Origin of the sequence: Streptomyces sp. NPDC087422 (genome assembly GCF_044744145.1) — a bacterium.
Classification (GTDB): Bacteria; Actinomycetota; Actinomycetes; order Streptomycetales; family Streptomycetaceae; genus Actinacidiphila.
Window position 1 is genome coordinate 25,552 of the sequence record NZ_JBIUXT010000002.1, and the last position, 16,983, is coordinate 42,534.

The following is a 16,983-nucleotide window of genomic DNA, read 5'->3' on the forward strand; positions in this document are numbered from 1 at the left end:
GGGGTCGGTCTTCCGGCCCCAGGACGCACGGAGGTCCCACGATGCGCAGCCTGTCCGTACGCGTGATGGTGCCCGCCGCGGCTCTGGCCACGGCGGCCCTGACCTTGACGGCTTGTTCGGACGACGGCGGGTCCGCCGCTCCGGCGGGCTCGTCCGTCTCGGTCAGCGCGGCGCCGTCCGACTCCCCGTCCGCCGGTGCGCCGTCCACGACGGACGACGGTACGCAGAGCGCGCCGGGCGGTACGCCCACGTCGTCGGCGGACGGCTCCGGCGGCGCGTCGGCCGAGGCGGCGGGGCCGAGCGCGTGCGCCAGCGACCACCTCAGCGTGGCGCTGAAGGACGCCGAGGTCGGCGCCGGGCAGTACCACGCGAAGGTCGTCTTCACCAACACCGGCAGCACGGCGTGCACGCTGACGGGCTATCCGGGCGTCTCGTACGTCAAGACGGCCGGGGCGCAGGCCGGTCCCGCGGCCGACCGTGACGGCGGTTCGCACGGCACCGTCTCGCTGGCGCCGAAGGCGACCGCGTACGCGGAGCTGCACGACAGCAACGGTCAGGGCGGTTACAGCGCCGACCAGTGCAAGCTGACGAAGGTCGAGGGGCTGCGGATCTATCCGCCGAACCAGAAGGCGGCGCTGTTCCTCGCCGACAAGACCGAGCACTGCGCCGGTACGGGCATCCACCCGCTGACCATAGGCGCCGTGCGGCGCTGACGACCGGTCGCCTGACGCACCGTCAAGGGCCCGCGCGGGCCCGGATGGTGGACCGCCGCGGACCCGCCGCTTCCCGGTCGCTAGCCTGCGTGCAAGGACGCGGCACCGTGATGTGCCAGGTCATGGCGGCGGACGGCCCTCGACGCGGGCAACGGGACGCGCCTTGACGGGAGTTGCCCGACCCGAGAGAGGCGCAGCGCATGTTCACGACCAGGCCGACCCTCCAAGGCACCTTCGGCATGGTGGCCTCCACCCACTGGCTCGCCTCCCAGAGCGCGATGGCCGTACTGGAGGGCGGCGGCAACGCGTACGACGCCGCCGTGGCCGGTGCTTTCGTGCTGCACGTGGTGGAGCCGCACCTCAACGGTCCCGGCGGCGAGGTGCCGATCATCGTCGGGCCCGCCGAGGGGGAGGTACGGGTGCTGTGCGGGCAGGGGGTGGCGCCCGCGGGCGCGACCGTCGCCCACTACCGCTCGCTCGGCCTGGACCTGGTGCCCGGTACCGGGCCGTTGGCCGCCGCCGTGCCCGGCGCGTTCGACGCCTGGATGACGTTGCTGCGCGACTACGGCACCGCGTCCCTCGCCGAGGTGCTGCGTTACGCGATCGGGTACGCGGCGGACGGTCATCCGCCGGTCGAGCGCGTCACGGCGACCGTCGAGACGGTGCGTGAGCTGTTCGAGACGGAGTGGACGACGTCCGCGGAGCTGTATCTGCCGGGCGGCGAGGCGCCGCGTCCCGGCGAGCTGTGGCGCAATCCGGCGCTCGCCGCGACCTGGCGGCGGCTGATCGCCGAGGCGGAGGCGGACGGCGGCGGGGACCGGGTCGCGCAGATCGAGGCCGCGCGCCGGATCTGGCGGGAGGGCTTCGTCGCCGAGGCGATCGTCGCCCAGGCCGCCCGTCCGACCATGGACACCAGCGGCGAGCGGCACACCGGGACGCTCACGGCCGCCGATCTGGCGGGCTGGTCCGCGTCGTACGAGGAGCCCGCCACGTATGAGTGGGATGGCTGGACGGTCTGCAAGGCGGGTCCGTGGAGTCAGGGCCCGGCCTTCCTCCAGCAGCTCGCCCTGCTGCCGTCGCGCGCCGCCGACCTGCCCGCGTACGGGTCCGCCGCGTATGTCCACCGGCTGGTCGAGGGCACGAAGCTCGCCATGGCCGACCGCGAGGCGTGGTACGGCGACGCGTCGGACGTCCCGCTCGACGCGCTGCTGTCCACCGCGTACAACACCGGCCGCCGCCAACTCATCGGTGACCGGGCCTCGTACGAACTGCGGCCCGGCGGCCCCGAGGGTCGGACGCCGAAGCTGAGCGCGTACGCGACCGCCGCGGGGCAGGGCGCGGGTGCGCGGTTGGTGCCGGCCGGGGCCGGGGCGGGCGAGCCGACGGTCGCGGTGGACGGCGGCACGCGCGGCGACACCTGTCATATCGATGTCGTGGACCGCTGGGGCAACATGATCTCGGCGACGCCCAGCGGGGGGTGGCTCCAGTCGAATCCGGTGATACCGGAGCTGGGCTTCCCGCTCGGCACGCGGCTCCAGATGACCTGGGTCGAGGAGGGTCTGCCCAACTCCCTGTCCCCCGGCCGCAGGCCGCGCACGACGCTCAGTCCGTCGCTGGCGCTGCGGGACGGGGTGCCCGTCCTCGCCTTCGGCACCCCCGGCGGCGACCAGCAGGACCAGTGGCAGGTGCACTTCTTCCTTGCCGTGGCGCTCCGCGACCGGGTGCGCGGCGGCTACGACCTGCAAGGCGCCGTCGACGCGCCGAACTGGCACACCGACAGCTTCACCGGCTCCTTCTACCCGCGGGCCATGGCGCCGGGCAGCCTCACCGTCGAGGAGCGGACGGGTCCCGATGTCGTGGCCGAACTGCGCCGCCGGGGGCACGCGGTGAGCGTCGGCGGCGCCTGGTCGGAGGGGCGGATCTCCGCCGTCGCGCGCGATCCGGAGACGGGCGTGCTGTCGGCCGCCGCGAATCCGCGCGGCATGCAGGGCTACGCCGTGGGACGTTGACGCGTCCGGACGGCGGCGCGCGGCCCTGCGGAATCCTCAGCCCATGCCCACGCTCTGGTGCTCGGGCTCGATGAGCGCGACGACGAGCTCGTTGTCGCGCGAGTAGGGGCCGCCGGTGTACTTCGTCGCCATCCGGTCGATGATCTCCCAGACGGCGTCGCCCTCCAGCCATTCGACGACCTTGCCGCGGATGACGACCGGCTGGAAGGGGTTGTCGGCCGGGGTGAGGGAGAGCGCCACGCGCGGGTCGCGGCGCAGATTGCGGGCTTTGCGGGACCGCGGGCCGGTGAAGATCGTGACGCGGTCGCCGTGGGTGCCGATCCAGACGGGGACGGTGTGCGGGGCGCCGTCGGGCAGGACGGTCGCGATGTGGGCGAGTGAGGTGCCGTCGAGGACGCGGCGGACGTCGGGGTCGAGCATCGTGGTCAGCTCCTGATGGCTGGTGCGGGTGCGCCGGTGAACGGGTCGGCGGCTCTGGTGGTGTACGCGGACGGCCGCCCAGGGCCGCGTCCGGGGACGTATCCGTGGACCGACACGCGTGCACACTGAGAACCCTGCCAGGTCCGCGCGACCTCGGCATCCCGCGCGAGGCGCCGGCCGAGCGGCTGAACCGCCTCGTCGACGAGGGCGTCCTGGAGGGGTGACCATACGACCGCCGGGCCGTACGGGGGCGAGGCCGGTCCGCCGGGGCTGCGCGACCTGACGGACGCTGCGCGACCGCGGCGCGGTCATCGCTCAGGCGGTGTGCTCCGCCACGAGGCCGATGATCTCGGGCCACAGCTCACGGGGGCGGTCGTGGCCCATATCGGGGATCAGGACGAGTTCGGCCCCTGGCACCAACTCCGCGGTGCGCTCCCCGCCGCTGGGGCCGATCAGGGTGTCGTCCAGGCCGTGGATGACGAGGGTCGGCACCTTGAGCTTCCGGAGTGCGTCCGCGCGTGAGCCGCCGAGGATCATCGCGCCGAGCTGCCGGCCGACGCCGGAGGGGTGATAGGCGCGGTCGTAGCTGCGGGCGGCCAGGTCGCGCAGGGCGTCGGCGTCGCCGTAGCGCCGGGAGGCCCACACCAACTCCCTTTCCGCCGCGGCGACATAGCCTTCACGGTCGGCCGGTTTCGGGGCGAAGAGCACCGCCTGCGCCTCGGGGGTCGGCCGGCCGTATTCGGACTCGCCGGTCGAGGACATCATCGAGGTCAGGGTCAGCACCCGCGACGGCCGGTGGATGGCCATCGTCTGGGCGATCATGCCGCCCATCGAGGAGCCGAAGACGTGGGCCCGGTCGATGCCGAGCGCGGTGAGCAGGCCGAGGCCGTCGTCGGCCATGTCCTGGAGCGTGTAGGGGACCATGGCCAGGGCGGAGGCGATGTCCCCCGAGCCGACCGCGGCGATGAACCGGCCCATGTCGACGGGGTGGGCGTCGAAGGAGGTGGACAGCCCGCAGTCGCGGTTGTCGTACCGGATGACATGGCGGCCACGGTCCGCGAGCGCGCGGCAGAAGTCCTCGTGCCAGGAGATCATCTGGGCGCCGAAGCCCATCACGAGCAGGACGGCGGGATCGCCGGGGTCGCCGAAGGTCTCGTAGGCGAGGGACACTCCGGGCGCGACGTCTGCATGGGGCATGTGCGGAGTCTGCCATTCGGCCGATCGCCTCGCATCCGGCTTTCGGCCGGGGCTGACCTGCGTCTTCTCCCGCACCTTCAGGTGCCGGGTCGGGCGGGCAGGGGGCGCGGATGCCGGTGGCGGCGCCCCCTGCCCGGACATCGGGCGGCTAGGCGGTGATCTTGACCGCGTCGATCACCCAGTACCAGTTGTTGGAACCGGTGTAGTGGAAGCGGAAGCTGACACTGGAGGCGCCCTCGGGCGCGGTCAGGGTGAGGGACTCCACCTTGGCGACCGTGTCGGCGGTGTAGGTCTTGACGACCGTCGGGGTGCCGCCGTTCCAGGAGGCGAGGATCTCGGCCTTCTGGCTGCCTTCCTGGAGGTAGTGCGTGACGTAGTCGAGGGTCACCTTGGAGCCCGCGGTGACCGCGTGGGCGGGGGTGACGAGCGTCGAGTCGAACGTGCCGGAGAAGGACTTGTCGGCCCACTCGTCGGAGTCGGCGACCGCGAAGACCCCGCGCGAGCGGACGTTGAGTTCACGCGACTGGTCGGCCTGGGCGCGGGACCAGAACTCGTCGGTGGCGAAGGACCAGCCGCGCCACTCGGTGACACCGCCGGTGCCCATCGCGGAGTTGATGATCGACCAGCCGCTGGGCGTGGTGTGCGTGTAGCCCAGAACCCCGGCGGGGATGCCGGTCTCGTCGGTGCGCGGTGAGAGCGTCAGCGTGTCGAAGGGATCGGTCGAGCGCTCCTGAATGGGCTTGCCGTCCAGGCCCCAGGAGGCGGCGGGGACGATGCCGAGCTGCTTGAAGACCGTGGCGGCCACGTCGACCAGGCGGGTGTCGATGGGCCGCAGGCCCGCCGCGATGCCGGGTCCCTGGGCGAGCACGAAGGTGCGCCGCTCCTCGATGGTGGAGCCGCCGTGGCCGCCCGCGTCCAGGTGTCCGTGGTCGGTGGCGACGATGACCGTCCAGCGCTCGCTCGCGTAGGTGGGACGGGCCTTGACCGCGGCGAGCAGGCGGCCGAGGTAGCCGTCCTGGGTGGCGATGGCCTTGAGGTACGCCTGGCTGGCGGCGCCCGAGGCGTGCCCGACCTCGTCGGTGTTGCCGAAGTAGACGAAGGCGACATCCGGGTTCTGATCGCGCAGGACCGATTCGGAGTCGGCGACGATCTGGGCGTCGGTGACGGTGTAGTCGGCTGTGTCGCCGTCGTAGACGACCTTGCCGTCCGCGCCGTCGGTGAAGGTGCCCTGCGCGTCGAGCGGCTTCCAGTCGACGGCCACGTACGTGGACAGGGCCGGTTTCACGGACGCGATGCGCTTGATGAAGCCCGGGTAGGCGCCGTAGTTCTTGCCCGCGAAGGTGTTGTCCTTCACGCCGTGCTTGTCCGGCCACACGCCGGTGGCGATGGTCGACCAGCCGGCGCCGGAGACGGTGGCCGCCATCGGGCTCGCGTAGAGCAGGCTGGTGCCGTAGGTGCCGTTCGCCATCAGGGACTTGAGGTGGGGGGCGGTGGCCGCGTCGATCCTGTCGTGGCGCAGGCCGTCCATGCCCACGACGAGGACCTTGTCCTTGCTGGTGCCGTTCGGCAGCGTGGGGGCCGCGGCGGCGGCCGGGGTCGCGGCGGTGACGCCGCTGACGGCGACGGTCGCGCCGACGGCGGCGGTGGCCGCGAGGACGCTGCGGCGGGAGATCCCGTGGTCGGACATCTGTTGCTCCGTTCGACATGGCGGAGGTGGCGGAGACGCGCGGTGCGGGAGGGCACCAGTGGGACCGAACGCCCCGGAACATCGAGGCCGTTCGGTCCATACCTGTTATCTTTCCGTGACGCATGGGCGGAGGCCAGACCCCTGCGGAAGACCACCTGTTGAACGGTCGGCTACCAGTGGCCGACGTCCGGATTCGCCACGCTCCCCGTTCCGGGGCCGCCGGGGTACGCGGCGTTAGCATGCGTCCCATGCCCGATGCCCCGCCCCGCCCCGAACCCTTCACCCCGCGGGCCGACGCCGCCGCGCTCGACGACCTGCGGACCCGGCTGCGCGCGACGCGCTGGCCGGACGCGCCCGAGGACGCGGGTTGGTCGCTCGGAACCGACCTGGACTACCTCCGCGAACTGGTCGCCTACTGGGCGGACGGCTTCGACTGGCGAGCGCAGGAGGCGGCGCTGGCCCGGCTCCCCCGGTTCCGGGCCCCGATCGGCGGGCTCGGCATCCACTTCGTCCACGCCCGCGCCGTCGCGCCCACGGGGCCCGTCCTGCCGCTGGTCCTCAGCCACGGCTGGCCGGACTCCTTCTGGCGGTACGCGAAGGTCGTCCCGCTCCTCACGGACCCGGCCGCGCACGGCGCCGACCCGGCCGACGCCTTCGACGTGGTCGTGCCCGACATGCCGGGCTACGGGTACTCCGACCGCCCCGCCGCGGGACGGCCGCTCGACTCCGTCGCCGTCAGCGGCCTGTGGGCGGAGCTGATGGACGTCCTCGGCTACGCGCGGTTCGGCGCGGCGGGCGGGGACATCGGCAGCCATGTGAGCCGCTACCTCGGGCTCGACCACCCCGACCGGGTGGTGGCCGTCCACCGCACCGACGGCGGCCTGCCCGTCTTCGCGGGCGATCCGGCGGACCTCACACCCGAGGAGAGCGCCTGGTTCCAGCAGACCGCCGCCTGGGGCGCGACCGAGGGCGGATACGCCGCCATGCACCGTACGAAGCCGCAGACCGCGGCCGTCGGGCTCCAGGACTCGCCCGCGGGGCTGGCCGCGTGGATCGTGGAGAAGCTGCGGGCGTGGAGCGACTGCGGCGGCGACATCGAGCGGAGCTTCACCAAGGACGAGATCCTCACCAACGTGACCATCTACTGGCTCACCGGGACGATCGCCTCGTCAATGCGGATGTACCACGCGAATTCCGCGATCCCGTCGGCCCAGCTCACCCGCCGCGTCGAAGTGCCCTCCGGCTTCTCGCTCTTCCCCGGCGACATCGCCCGCCCGCCGCGGGCCTGGCTCGAGCGTACGGCCAACGCCGTACGCGTCACCGAGCCCGCGCGCGGCGGCCACTTCGCGGCGTTCGAGGAACCCGAGGTGTACGCGCGGGAGTTGCGCGAATTCTTCCGCCCCTACCGGGCGGCAGCGGGCTGAACGGCGGTCCTGCGTAAGGGCGTCAGGGCCGCGTCACAGACCGGTCACCGCGCTCGACGCGCTGACCTCGTAGACGAGGGTGATCTCGCGGCGCTCGCCGGGAGCCAGGCGCTGGACGTAGCGGACGATGCCGTCGTCGTCGGTCTCGTCGGGCGCCGGGCGGCAGCGGTCGGGCAGGGTGCGGACCTCGACGGCCGAGACCTCGGAGACGGGGACGCGTTCGCGGATCACGACCTCGCGGGTGAGGTCGGCGCCCGGCCGGTCGGCGTCGCCGGGGTGCTCGGCGCCCGGCTGGTCCAGGCGGGAGACGAAGAGCCGCACCTGACGGGTGATCACGGTGCGCTGGTTGATCCCGGCGAGACCGGTGGTGTCGCGCTGCTCCTCGGTGTGGCGGACGACCCGGAAGGTGTCCTGGCTGCCGAAGGACAGGCGTACGTCCTCGCCCGTACCGGCGAAGGACATCGTGGCCCGGCCGGTGTAGCCGCTGTCGCGCACCAGGTCGACGGGGCCGGCCAGCAGGACGTGGCCCGCGGCGTTGGGGAACCGCGCGGTGGTCACGACCAGGGGCGACAGTTCGGGGGCGCAGGTGTCCTCGGTGCGGCAGGCGGCGGTGAAGGCCGACAGGTGGACGCGGTGCGGGCGCCGGTCGGAGGGGACGGTGACGGGGCGGGGCGCGTGCAGGACGCGGACCGCGCCGCCGTCGTGCAGGCCGGGCAGCGGTCCCGCGCCGCCCGCGGTGTCGGCGGCCGAGTCGCCGCCCACGGTCGTGACGTCCTCCTCGCGCAGGTCCACCTCGACGGTCCGGCGCTCCTCGACGGTGCGTTCCCTGAGGGTCAGGACGTCCTCGGTCAGCTCCGGCGGGGCCGCGGCGAGCGTCGGGCGCGCGGTGGACAGGGACAGCCGTACGCCGTTCCAGTCCTCGCCGGTGTCCTGCCACACGAAGGCGTCGGTCTCCAGGGTGACGCTGTCGCGGTCGGCGGCGAGCGTCGCGCGGTAGGCGGGGCGCCACAGCGCGCACGGGACGAGGCTCACGACGCGGATCCGCGCGGAACCGGCCTCGGGCGCCTCCACGACGAGTTCCACGAAGGCCGTGAGCACCGGGGGTTCGGTCTCGGTGGCCGCCAACGCCGTACGCGCCGTACGCAGTTCCTCGTTCAGGTCGTGCTCGCGGCGGCGCAGCCGGTGGAGTTCGCCGATCCGGGTCTCGGCGTCCTCGTCCACGCGCTCCAGCCGGTCGGCCCAGCGCTCGGGGTCGGCGGCGCCCGCTCCCGCGCCCTGCACGATGTCGCGGTGCAGATCGGCCTTGGCCTGGTGGACCACGGCCAGCGCGCTCTCCAGGCGCTGCCGCAGCTGTCCGACCTCGCGCATCTCCCGTTCCAGGGAGTCGACTTCGCGGCGCAGCTCGGACGCGTCGGGACCCGGCCCGCCGGGAGGCGCGGGGGTGTAGGTGCGGATGACGCGGGCGTCGAACACGCGCGGACCGTCCGCGCCGAGGTCCGTGTCGTCGTCCCCCTCGGTGTGCGCGGAGATCTCGGCGCGCAGGGAGCGGTCGACGGTCAGCGGGGTGACCGGGCCGATCCGCAGGCGCTGGACGCCCGCGGTGAGCCGCGCGGTGCCGGTGCGTTCGACCTGGGCGCGGTCCTCCAGGCAGGTCACGGTGGTGACCGGGAGGAAGAGCGCGTCCGGCTCGGCGGGCGTGTCATCGGCGCCGGGCGCGCCGGTCCCGTCGGTCAGGGTCTCCGGGGTGGTCACGGTTCACTTCCTCCGGTTTCCGCCGACGACCGACTTGCCCGCGGGGAGGCGGACCTCGAACCCTCCGGTGAGCGTCGTGGTCCGGCCGGGTGCCAACTCCACGCGCCACACGCGCGCTCCGCGGACGTACGAGCCGTCCTGGCCCGTGAGCGGTTCCTCGGGTTCCGTCCAGGCCGGTCGCGCCCGGTGCTCCTCGATACGGACGTCCTTGTCGGTCGACACCGGTACGCGCTCGCGGACCTCGACGACGACGGGGTACGGCAGGCGGTTGGCGACCTCGATCTCCACGGTGTGGTCGAGGACGGTCGTGCCGCCGCGCAGTCCCGCGGTGGACTCGCGCATGTGGGTGCGGCGGGCCACCTGGACGCTCTCGGCCACGCCGACGCCGACCGCCTGCCGCTGTCCGGGGGCGAGGGTCGGCAGGGCCGCGGTGAGGACGAAGTCGCCGTCCACCATGACATCGGCCGGACCTGCGAGCAGCGCGTGCGGGGAGGTGTTGGTGACCAGGACGGTGCCGAAGACGGCCGTGTCCACCGCGGGGACGCACACGTGCAGCGACTCCGTGACGACCGGCACCTCGCTGACCGGCACGATGTGCCACGCGCCGTCGGACACCACGTCCGCGGGCGCGGCGGTGTCGAAGCGGTAGTCGAAGGAGCCGGCCGAGGTCCGTACGTCGACCGCGTGCGCGGGCTGCGGGAGGCGGCCGACGGTCTCGGCCCTGCGCCGGTACTCGGTGACCACGGTGGCGATCGGGGCGGCTTCCGGTCGCAGCGTGCCGCGCTCGGCGCCAGCGTCGGGACCCGCGACGGTCAGGCGGCCGTAGTCGAGCATGTCCACGGACGGCGCGGTGGACGGCGGCGGTACGGGCGGCGCGGCGGTTTTGCGCCGGGCGCTGCGGGCGACGGGCGCCGACCTGCCGCGTGCGCGGTCCGTCGCGGGCTCGGCGTGCGCCTGGGACATGGGCGCCGCGGCGGGGAGCGGAGCCGGGGGCGGCGCCGCTCCCGGTGCGGGCACCGGGCCGCCGAACGAACCGCCGTAGCCGACGGCCTCGGCCGCGCCGCCGGGCTCCGCGGGTCCGTACGCGCCGCCCGCCGCCAGGTCCGGCGAGAGGTCGGCCTCTTCCAGGTCGTCCTCGACGCCGCCGAGCCACGCGTTCATGGACCTGGGGGCGCCCGGGCCCGACGGCCGGGCCGGACCGCGCGACGCGGCGGGGTGGGCCGCGGCGGCGCCGTCGTAGCCGGTGAACAACTCGGCGAGCCCTGGCGGCGGTTCGCGCCATCCGGGGGTCTGCGGTTCCTGCTGGGCGCGGCCGATCCGCAGCGACCGCAGTTCGGGCAGGTCGGAGCGGCGCAGCAGGTCCGCGGTGGACAGCCCGAGACGTACGCCCGACCAGTCCTCGCCGGTGCGCTGGGCGACGCAGGCGCGCAGGACGAGCGTGCCCGCGCCGCTGGTGCCGTCCAGGCGGAGTTGGTAGGTGGGGACCCAGGTGGCGCCGGGGACGTGGTACTCGACCTCGACGTCGATCTCGGCCGGGGCGTCGGCGGGTGTCCCGGCCTCGCCGGTCGGGGAGGTGTCCTCGCGGGTTTCGGGCGCGTCCGGTTCGTCGGCCGACGCGTCCGGTACGTCGGCCGCGTCGGTCACCTCGGAGGCCAGCGTCACGACCGCGCCGACGGCCGGGTCGGTGCGCTCGGCGCTCAGGGCGGTGGACGACTGGTGCAGTCGCGCCCGCAGGACGTCCACGTCGTGGTCGGCGCGCGCCAGTTGGTCCTCGGTGGCCCGCAACCGCTCGTGCAGGAAGCCGAGTCGGGTGTCGACGAATCCGGCCAGGGCGAGGAAGGACTCGACCGGCGCCCAGCGAGGCGGGTCGCCCCTGCGCGGCTGCGGCGGCTCGGCGCGCAGCGCCGCCACCTCCTCGATCTCGCTCTCCAGCCGGTACTTGCGGTCCTGGAGCCGGGACTGCTGGTCCTCGGCGTCCTCCAGGTCCAGCCGCAGCGAGGGCAGTTGCTCGCCCCGGTGCACGGTGGCGCCGACGTCCAGCCGTACGTCGGTCACGCGCAGCCCGTGCGGTCCGTTCACCACCCGGCCGCGCAGCGACTGTTCGTAGAGCGTGGGCGGCAGGCCCTCGACGCGGACGGTGGTCTCGGCGGTTCCGGTCGGCACCGTGACGCGCGCGCGGCGGGTGACGACCGCTCCGGAGGCGTGCACGACGACGGAGGTCACCTCGGACTCAGCGGCGGACGGCTCGTTCGGCTCATCCGGGCCGCTCGGAACGGCTGCGCCCACCTTGTCTCCCCCACGCTCGGCCCGCGGCCGGTCTGCCCGTCACGTCTCGGGGCCCGGACTCGTCCGTACCCTAGCCGAGTCCTCCTGGGCATGCCGAGGGTCGGTGCCGGTCCGGCGGCGCGGGAGGTCCGGCCGGTGACGGACGATCACGAACGCCGTGTCTTAAGGGCCGGTTAAGAGCGGCTTATCAGCGCCTCGGGCCGATCGGCGTCCTCGCAGTTCGGGCACGTCACGGGCGTGCGGGCGGCTGTCCGGGCGGGTTGGCGGGCAGGGTGACCGTGCGTAGCATCGGGGCCGTCGGCGGCGGTCGTCGCTCCCGTGAGAGCGCTCCCCCGGCCACGGCCCCCGCCTCCCCCCGACGCCGTACGCCCGGCCGCCGCCGACGCGAACCCTGATCTCCCCCACAGACAAGGTACGTAACCCATGGCTGCACACCGCGCACGCAGATGGTCGCTCGGCGGACTGGTCGTCCTGGTCGCCGCCGCTCTGGTGGCCGCCGTCCTGGTGGCGACGACCGGTCCCGGCACGTCGAGGGCGGACGCCGCCGAGGGCCGGCAGACCTGGTCCGACGAGTTCGACGGCCCCGCGGGCACCGCGCCCGACCCCGCCAAGTGGACGCATGAGAAGGGTGGTTCGGGCAACGGCAACAACGAGTTGCAGTACTACACCGACAGCACCTCCAACGCCGCTCTCGACGGCGACGGGCACCTGGTGATCACCGCACGGCCCAACTCCGACACCGGGCTGTCCTGTTGGTACGGACCCTGTAAGTACACCTCGGCGCGGCTGAACACGGCCTCGACCTTCACGCAGGCGTACGGTCACTTCGAGGCCCGCATCAAGATCCCGCGCGGCCAGGGCATCTGGCCGGCGTTCTGGATGCTGGGCAGCGACATCGGCAGCGTCGGCTGGCCCCACAGCGGTGAGCTGGACATCATGGAGAACATCGGACGGGAGCCCGGCACCGTCCACGGCACGATCCACGGCCCCGGCTACTCGGGCGCGGCCGGTATCGGGTCCCCGTACACACTGCCCGGCGGCGCGGCCTTCGCGGACGACTTCCACACCTTCGGTGTGCACTGGAGCCCGAGCGCGATCACCTGGACGGTGGACGGCACGGTCTACCAGACGCGTACGCCGTCGGACGCGGGCGGCAACACGTGGGTGTTCGACCACCCGTTCTTCCTGATCCTCAACCTGGCGGTCGGCGGTGACTGGCCGGGCTCGCCCGACGGTTCCACGTCCTTCCCGCAGACGATGACGGTCGACTACGTACGGGCGTCGCAGTGGGACAGCGGCTCCGGCACGACGGCGGGCGGCGGCACCGGCGGGTCCGGCGGGTCTGGCGGCTCCGACCGGGTCGGCTCGATCAAGGGCATCGGCGGCATGTGCGTGGACGTGGCGGGCGGCTCGTCGGCCGACCGTACGCCGGTCCAGCTCCACGACTGCACCGGCAATGTGGCCCAGCAGTGGACGCTCGGCGCCGACGGGACGGTACGGGCGCTGGGCAAGTGCCTCGACGTGGACGGCGGTTCGACGGCGGACGGCGCGGTCGTGCAGCTCTACACGTGCAATGGCACCCAGGCGCAGCAGTGGAAGTACACCGACGCCCACGACCTGACGAACACGGGCGCGGACAAGTGCCTTGACGCGAAGGACAATGCGTCGGCGGACGGGACGCGGTTGCAGACCTGGACGTGCGGCGGGGCCGCCAACCAGAAGTGGATCTTCGGCTGACCCCTGGTCCGACGGCGTGGGGCGTGCCCGGTCCACCGGACGCGCCTCGCGCCGTCTTTGGCCGGTTTCGGCGGTTCGCCCGGTTCGCTCGTGGGAGTACCGTCACCTTCCGGGAGCACCGACCGACAAGGAGTACGCCATGTCATGGGTGACCAGCGGCCTTCGGGCGCTCAGCGGCGAGATGCGCGCACGGTGGCACGGGTACTTCGTCGGCTACGGGCAGCAGGACTGACGCCCGCAGCAGGACCGGGCACCACTCGGACCGACAAGGAGGACGGCCACGATGTCATGGATCGTCAGGAGCCTTCGCGCGCTCAGCGGTGAGGCGCGTGCGCGGCGCAACCAGTACGGCGACAGGTACGGGCACAACGCCTGACGTCTTCTCCGCGCGGGGACGGGACGGGCGGCCGTACGCGGCGCGCGTTCCGTCCCGTATCCGACAAGGCGGGCGACCCGTGTTCCTCGACAGGAAGAGTCTGTGGCCGGACCTGCGGCGGTGGGAGGAGCAGGCGGCGGGCCGTGACGGGCCGTTCCGGCTGCGCTTCGGCACCCTGTTCGTGGCCGACGCCGACGCGGCCCGTGACGTGCTGGTCGAGCAGGCGGGCGACTATCTGTCCCAGTCCGGGTTCTTCCGTCTCGGGCCGGAGTCCCTGCCCCCGGCGGTCAGGGGCGAAGCCTCGCGTGAACTGCTCAGGGTCCTGGCCCGGCACGATCCCGCGTCGTCCTTCGACCTCGGCGCGGCTCTCGGCGAGGTGTGTGACGGTCGCGGCCGTCTGCGGCACCAGCGCTGGGGCGTCGAGGTGGTCCGGCGGTACTTCGCCCCCGTCATCGCGGACCGGAGCCACACCGCGATCAACGCGCTCGTCGACACGTATGTGACGTCGAGTGTGGTCGCCGACGACGTCGTCGGCCATGTGCTGAGACGCTCGCACCGTACGGTGCCCGCCGTCCGGGCCGGGCTCGCCGAACAGCTCGGGCGGCTGTCCGCTCAGGAGGACGGAGCGCGGGATCTGGTCGACCTCGTGCTGGGGCTGCCCGGCGAGCTGTCGACGGCCGATCGCGCGCAGGTGCTGCAACGCCTCGTGCTGTCCACGGTCGGCTTCACCGGCGTGACGCTCGAATGGGTGGTGCTGCTCGGGGTCCGGCACGGCTACAACACCCCGACGGTGCGGCGGGAGCAGGTCCACCACCTGGTCAGGGAAGCGCTGCGCCTGTATCCGACCGCCTGGCGGCTGATGAGAGTGGCCGCCGCCGACCACGAGATCGCCGGGGCCGAGGTCCGCGAGGGCGAGCACGTCCTGATCGGCACGCACGCGATCCACCGGTCGGCGGCCGTCTGGGAGGCGCCGCTGGACTTCCGCCCCTCGCGCTGGCAGCGGCCGACCGACGAACAGCGGCGGTCCTACCTGCCGTTCGGCAAGGGCGAGGGCATGTGTCCGGCGAGCGGCTTCGCCGTCAGGGCGCTCGAACACCTCGGCCACCTCATCCTGAGCGGCTACCGGGGCGAGGTGCGGCTGCGCACGCGCAGGCCGCATGTGCGCACGCTTCTGGCGCCGCCCGCCGGCTGGACCCGGCTCACCGCGCGAGCGGTACCGGCTCCCGAGCGCTGAATCGGCCACCGCGGCCCACGCCCTCGGCCGCGGGGCAGGACTCCTTCGTGGCCGCCGCGTCAGACCGGCGACTTGCGCAGGCGGGCCCGCCTGCGGTGCAGCGGTCCGCGCTTGGGCGGCGGTGAGGCGAGGCCGAAGCGGACGGCGACGCGGGTGCCGCCCATCGGGCCGCGGTCGATGTCCAGCGCGCCGCGGGTCGCGGCGGCGGCGCGGCGGGCGATGTCGAGGCCGAGGCCGGTGGACGCGGTGCTGGCGCCGCGGACGAGGGCGTCGTCGGGGTCCGGGATGCCGGGGCCCGCGTCCTCGACGGTGAGGGTGACGGACTGGGCGGCGCGCACCAGGCGCAGCGCGAAGGCGGTGCCGGGCGCGGTGTGCCGGAAGACGTTGCCGACGAGCGCGTCGATGACGGCGGCGAGGTCGTCCTCCGGCAGGTCGATCAGGGCGTCCTCGCCGGTCACTTCCACCAGGCAGGGACGGCCCTGCTGTTCCGCGAGCGTCGTCCAGAATCCGGCGCGGCGGCGGACGATCACCGTGGCGGCGCACAACACCTGCTCGGGCCGGTCGAGTTGGGGCGCGCCCATGTGTCCGACGGCCAGCGGTGTGCGGGCCGCGGTGATGACGGCGTGCAGTTGTGTTTCGAGCTGGGCGACCGCGGCGGCCACGGGGGCGGCGTCCGGTCCCGTACCCATGCGTTCGGTGGCCAACTGGAGGGCGGTCAGGGGTGTCCTGAGACGGTGGGACAGGTCGGCGACCAATTCCCGCTCGACGGCCAGGAGTTCCAGCATGCGTGCGGCCATGGCGTTGAACGCCTGCCCGGCCTCGCGCAGTTCCGGCGGCCCCATGGGGTCGACGCGGGACTCCAGGTCGCCGCGGCCGAGCGCGTTGGCGGCGCAGGAGAGGTTGCGGGAGGACCGTACGACGCGGGAGGCGAGGCGGTCGGCGACCAGGACGGAGCCGACGACCAGGCCGACGGCGAGCAGCGCCATCACGGTCAGCGACGCGTTCACCCCGCGGTTCAGCTCGGCTTCGGGGACGAATTCCTCGACGACGGCGACCCGGCCCTGCGGCAGCACGACCGGCTGGAGGTAGACCCAGCCGCCGCCCGGCAGGTCCTGCGCCAGTGACTCGCCGTCGTGCTGTGCGCGCACCAGCAGGGAGTGGGGTGCGTGGCCCGCGCCGATGGAGCGGCCGTCGGGCTGGTGGACCGCCAGGTTTCCCGACGGGTCGAGGCCCGAGACGGCCTGCCGTACGGCGGCCGGGTCGTCGGTGAGCGTGAGGACCGGCGCCAGGGCGGCGGCGCGCTGCTCGGCGGCGATGATCGCCTGGTTGCGGGCCTCGGAGCGGACCAGCAGGCCCAGCGGGATGAGGAAGGACAGGGCCACCATCGAGGTGACGGCCAGGGCGACCCTGGCCAGGGTCCCTCTCACCGCGGGGTCACCAGTTTGATGCCGACGCCGCGCACCGTACGCAGCAGGCTCGGTGCCGCCGCGCTCTCGCCGAGTTTGCGGCGCAGGGAGGACAGGTGGACGTCGATGGTCTGGTCCTCGACGTAGGGGTCGCGCCAGACCTCGGTGAGGATGTGCCGTTTGGACACGACGGTGTCGGCGTTGGCGGCGAGGAAGGACAGCAGGTCGAACTCGCGGCGGGTCAGGGGGACTTCGTGTCCGTGCAGGTGGACGGTGCGGGGTCCGGGGTCGATGCGCAGCGGTCCGAGGGTGACGGGCTCGCGCAGATTGGGGGCGCCGGTCCTGCCGTCGGGGCCCGCGGAGCGGCGCAGGACGGCGCCGAGGCGCGCGGTGAGCTGTCCGCCAGAGAAGGGTTTGACCAGGTAGTCGTCGGCGCCCGCGTTGAGGAGCCGGATGATCTCGGCCTCGTCGTCCCTGGCGGTGACGATCAGGACCGGTACGCGGGAGATGCCGCGGATCATGCGCAGCGCGTCGCCGCCGTCGAGGTCGGGCAGCCCGAGGTCGAGGATCACCGCGTCCAACGGCGTTCTGGTCGCCTCGCGCAATCCGCTGAATCCGTCGGCGGCGCTGCGGACTTCGTGCCCGTCGCGGGTGAGTATCCCGATCAGTTCGGCACGTATGCCGGGATCGTCTTCTACGACAAGGACGCTCGCCATGCGGCACACCGTAACGGATCGGCCAT

At 73.5% G+C, this 16,983-nt stretch carries 12 protein-coding genes; 5 read left to right on the top strand and 7 right to left on the bottom strand.

Translation table 11 applies throughout. The features are described 5' to 3' along the window. Positions 1-41 precede the first annotated feature (41 nt). Together ACIO6U_RS06000 and ACIO6U_RS06005 are read left to right on the top strand one after the other, a co-directional pair. The gene (locus ACIO6U_RS06000; RefSeq protein WP_391050013.1) at positions 42-713 is read left to right on the top strand and encodes a DUF4232 domain-containing protein; all 672 of its coding nucleotides are present in this window, start codon (positions 42-44) and stop codon (positions 711-713) included. A gap of 200 nt (positions 714-913) precedes the next feature. Then, positions 914-2,722 (top strand): gamma-glutamyltransferase family protein, encoded by a 1,809-nt coding sequence (locus tag ACIO6U_RS06005; protein WP_401715936.1) that lies wholly within the window; start codon positions 914-916, stop codon positions 2,720-2,722. A 36-nt stretch (positions 2,723-2,758) separates the two neighbouring features. Here ACIO6U_RS06005 and ACIO6U_RS06010 read toward each other — a convergent pair whose 3' ends face one another. The 3 genes from ACIO6U_RS06010 to ACIO6U_RS06020 form a co-directional block, all read right to left on the bottom strand. Then, the gene (locus tag ACIO6U_RS06010) at positions 2,759-3,142 is read right to left on the bottom strand and encodes a PPOX class F420-dependent oxidoreductase (protein ID WP_355348495.1); all 384 of its coding nucleotides are present in this window, start codon (positions 3,140-3,142) and stop codon (positions 2,759-2,761) included. A gap of 315 nt (positions 3,143-3,457) precedes the next feature. After that, positions 3,458-4,339 (bottom strand): alpha/beta fold hydrolase, encoded by an 882-nt coding sequence (locus tag ACIO6U_RS06015; RefSeq protein ID WP_401715938.1) that lies wholly within the window; start codon positions 4,337-4,339, stop codon positions 3,458-3,460. Positions 4,340-4,487: 148 nt separating this feature from the next. Beyond that, complete coding sequence (locus ACIO6U_RS06020; protein ID WP_401715941.1) at positions 4,488-6,026, bottom strand: alkaline phosphatase family protein; 1,539 nt, start codon at positions 6,024-6,026, stop codon at positions 4,488-4,490. Between the two features lie 248 nt (positions 6,027-6,274). Between ACIO6U_RS06020 and ACIO6U_RS06025 the strand changes: the two genes are divergently transcribed. Next, positions 6,275-7,450 (top strand): epoxide hydrolase family protein, encoded by a 1,176-nt coding sequence (locus tag ACIO6U_RS06025; RefSeq protein WP_401715944.1) that lies wholly within the window; start codon positions 6,275-6,277, stop codon positions 7,448-7,450. A gap of 33 nt (positions 7,451-7,483) precedes the next feature. Here the strand turns inward: ACIO6U_RS06025 and ACIO6U_RS06030 are convergent, their stop codons facing one another. Beyond that, a complete protein-coding gene (locus tag ACIO6U_RS06030) occupies positions 7,484-9,202 on the bottom strand; it encodes a mucoidy inhibitor MuiA family protein (RefSeq protein WP_401715947.1) in 1,719 nt (572 codons plus the stop codon). Positions 9,203-9,205: 3 nt separating this feature from the next. Further along, complete coding sequence (locus ACIO6U_RS06035) at positions 9,206-11,488, bottom strand: DUF4139 domain-containing protein (RefSeq protein WP_401715949.1); 2,283 nt, start codon at positions 11,486-11,488, stop codon at positions 9,206-9,208. A 423-nt stretch (positions 11,489-11,911) separates the two neighbouring features. On the opposite strand from ACIO6U_RS06035, the gene ACIO6U_RS06040 reads away from it, so the two are divergent. Both ACIO6U_RS06040 and ACIO6U_RS06045 read left to right on the top strand, forming a co-directional pair. Continuing rightward, on the top strand, positions 11,912-13,225 hold the full coding sequence (locus ACIO6U_RS06040) for a ricin-type beta-trefoil lectin domain protein (protein WP_401715950.1): 1,314 nt from the start codon (positions 11,912-11,914) through the stop codon (positions 13,223-13,225). Positions 13,226-13,680: 455 nt separating this feature from the next. Then, positions 13,681-14,835 carry a cytochrome P450 gene (locus tag ACIO6U_RS06045; RefSeq protein WP_401312370.1) on the top strand — a complete coding sequence of 385 codons (1,155 nt, stop codon included), beginning with the start codon at positions 13,681-13,683 and terminating at the stop codon, positions 14,833-14,835. A 59-nt stretch (positions 14,836-14,894) separates the two neighbouring features. On the opposite strand, the gene ACIO6U_RS06050 is transcribed toward ACIO6U_RS06045, so the two are convergent. Both ACIO6U_RS06050 and ACIO6U_RS06055 read right to left on the bottom strand, forming a co-directional pair. Next, positions 14,895-16,262 (bottom strand): ATP-binding protein, encoded by a 1,368-nt coding sequence (locus tag ACIO6U_RS06050; protein ID WP_401715954.1) that lies wholly within the window; start codon positions 16,260-16,262, stop codon positions 14,895-14,897. Further along, positions 16,259-16,957 carry a response regulator transcription factor gene (locus tag ACIO6U_RS06055; RefSeq protein ID WP_355348469.1) on the bottom strand — a complete coding sequence of 233 codons (699 nt, stop codon included), beginning with the start codon at positions 16,955-16,957 and terminating at the stop codon, positions 16,259-16,261. Before ACIO6U_RS06055 ends, ACIO6U_RS06050 begins: the two co-directional genes overlap by 4 nt. Positions 16,958-16,983 lie beyond the last annotated feature (26 nt).

Coding starts and splice junctions, on each gene's coding strand:
- ACIO6U_RS06005 (WP_401715936.1), top strand. CDS start 914: ATGTTCACGACCAGGCCGACCCTCCAAGGCACCTTCGGCATGGTGGCC.
- ACIO6U_RS06000 (WP_391050013.1), top strand. CDS start 42: ATGCGCAGCCTGTCCGTACGCGTGATGGTGCCCGCCGCGGCTCTGGCC.
- ACIO6U_RS06055 (WP_355348469.1), bottom strand. CDS start 16,957: ATGGCGAGCGTCCTTGTCGTAGAAGACGATCCCGGCATACGTGCCGAA.
- ACIO6U_RS06020 (WP_401715941.1), bottom strand. CDS start 6,026: ATGTCCGACCACGGGATCTCCCGCCGCAGCGTCCTCGCGGCCACCGCC.
- ACIO6U_RS06010 (WP_355348495.1), bottom strand. CDS start 3,142: ATGCTCGACCCCGACGTCCGCCGCGTCCTCGACGGCACCTCACTCGCC.
- ACIO6U_RS06040 (WP_401715950.1), top strand. CDS start 11,912: ATGGCTGCACACCGCGCACGCAGATGGTCGCTCGGCGGACTGGTCGTC.
- ACIO6U_RS06025 (WP_401715944.1), top strand. CDS start 6,275: ATGCCCGATGCCCCGCCCCGCCCCGAACCCTTCACCCCGCGGGCCGAC.
- ACIO6U_RS06015 (WP_401715938.1), bottom strand. CDS start 4,339: ATGCCCCATGCAGACGTCGCGCCCGGAGTGTCCCTCGCCTACGAGACC.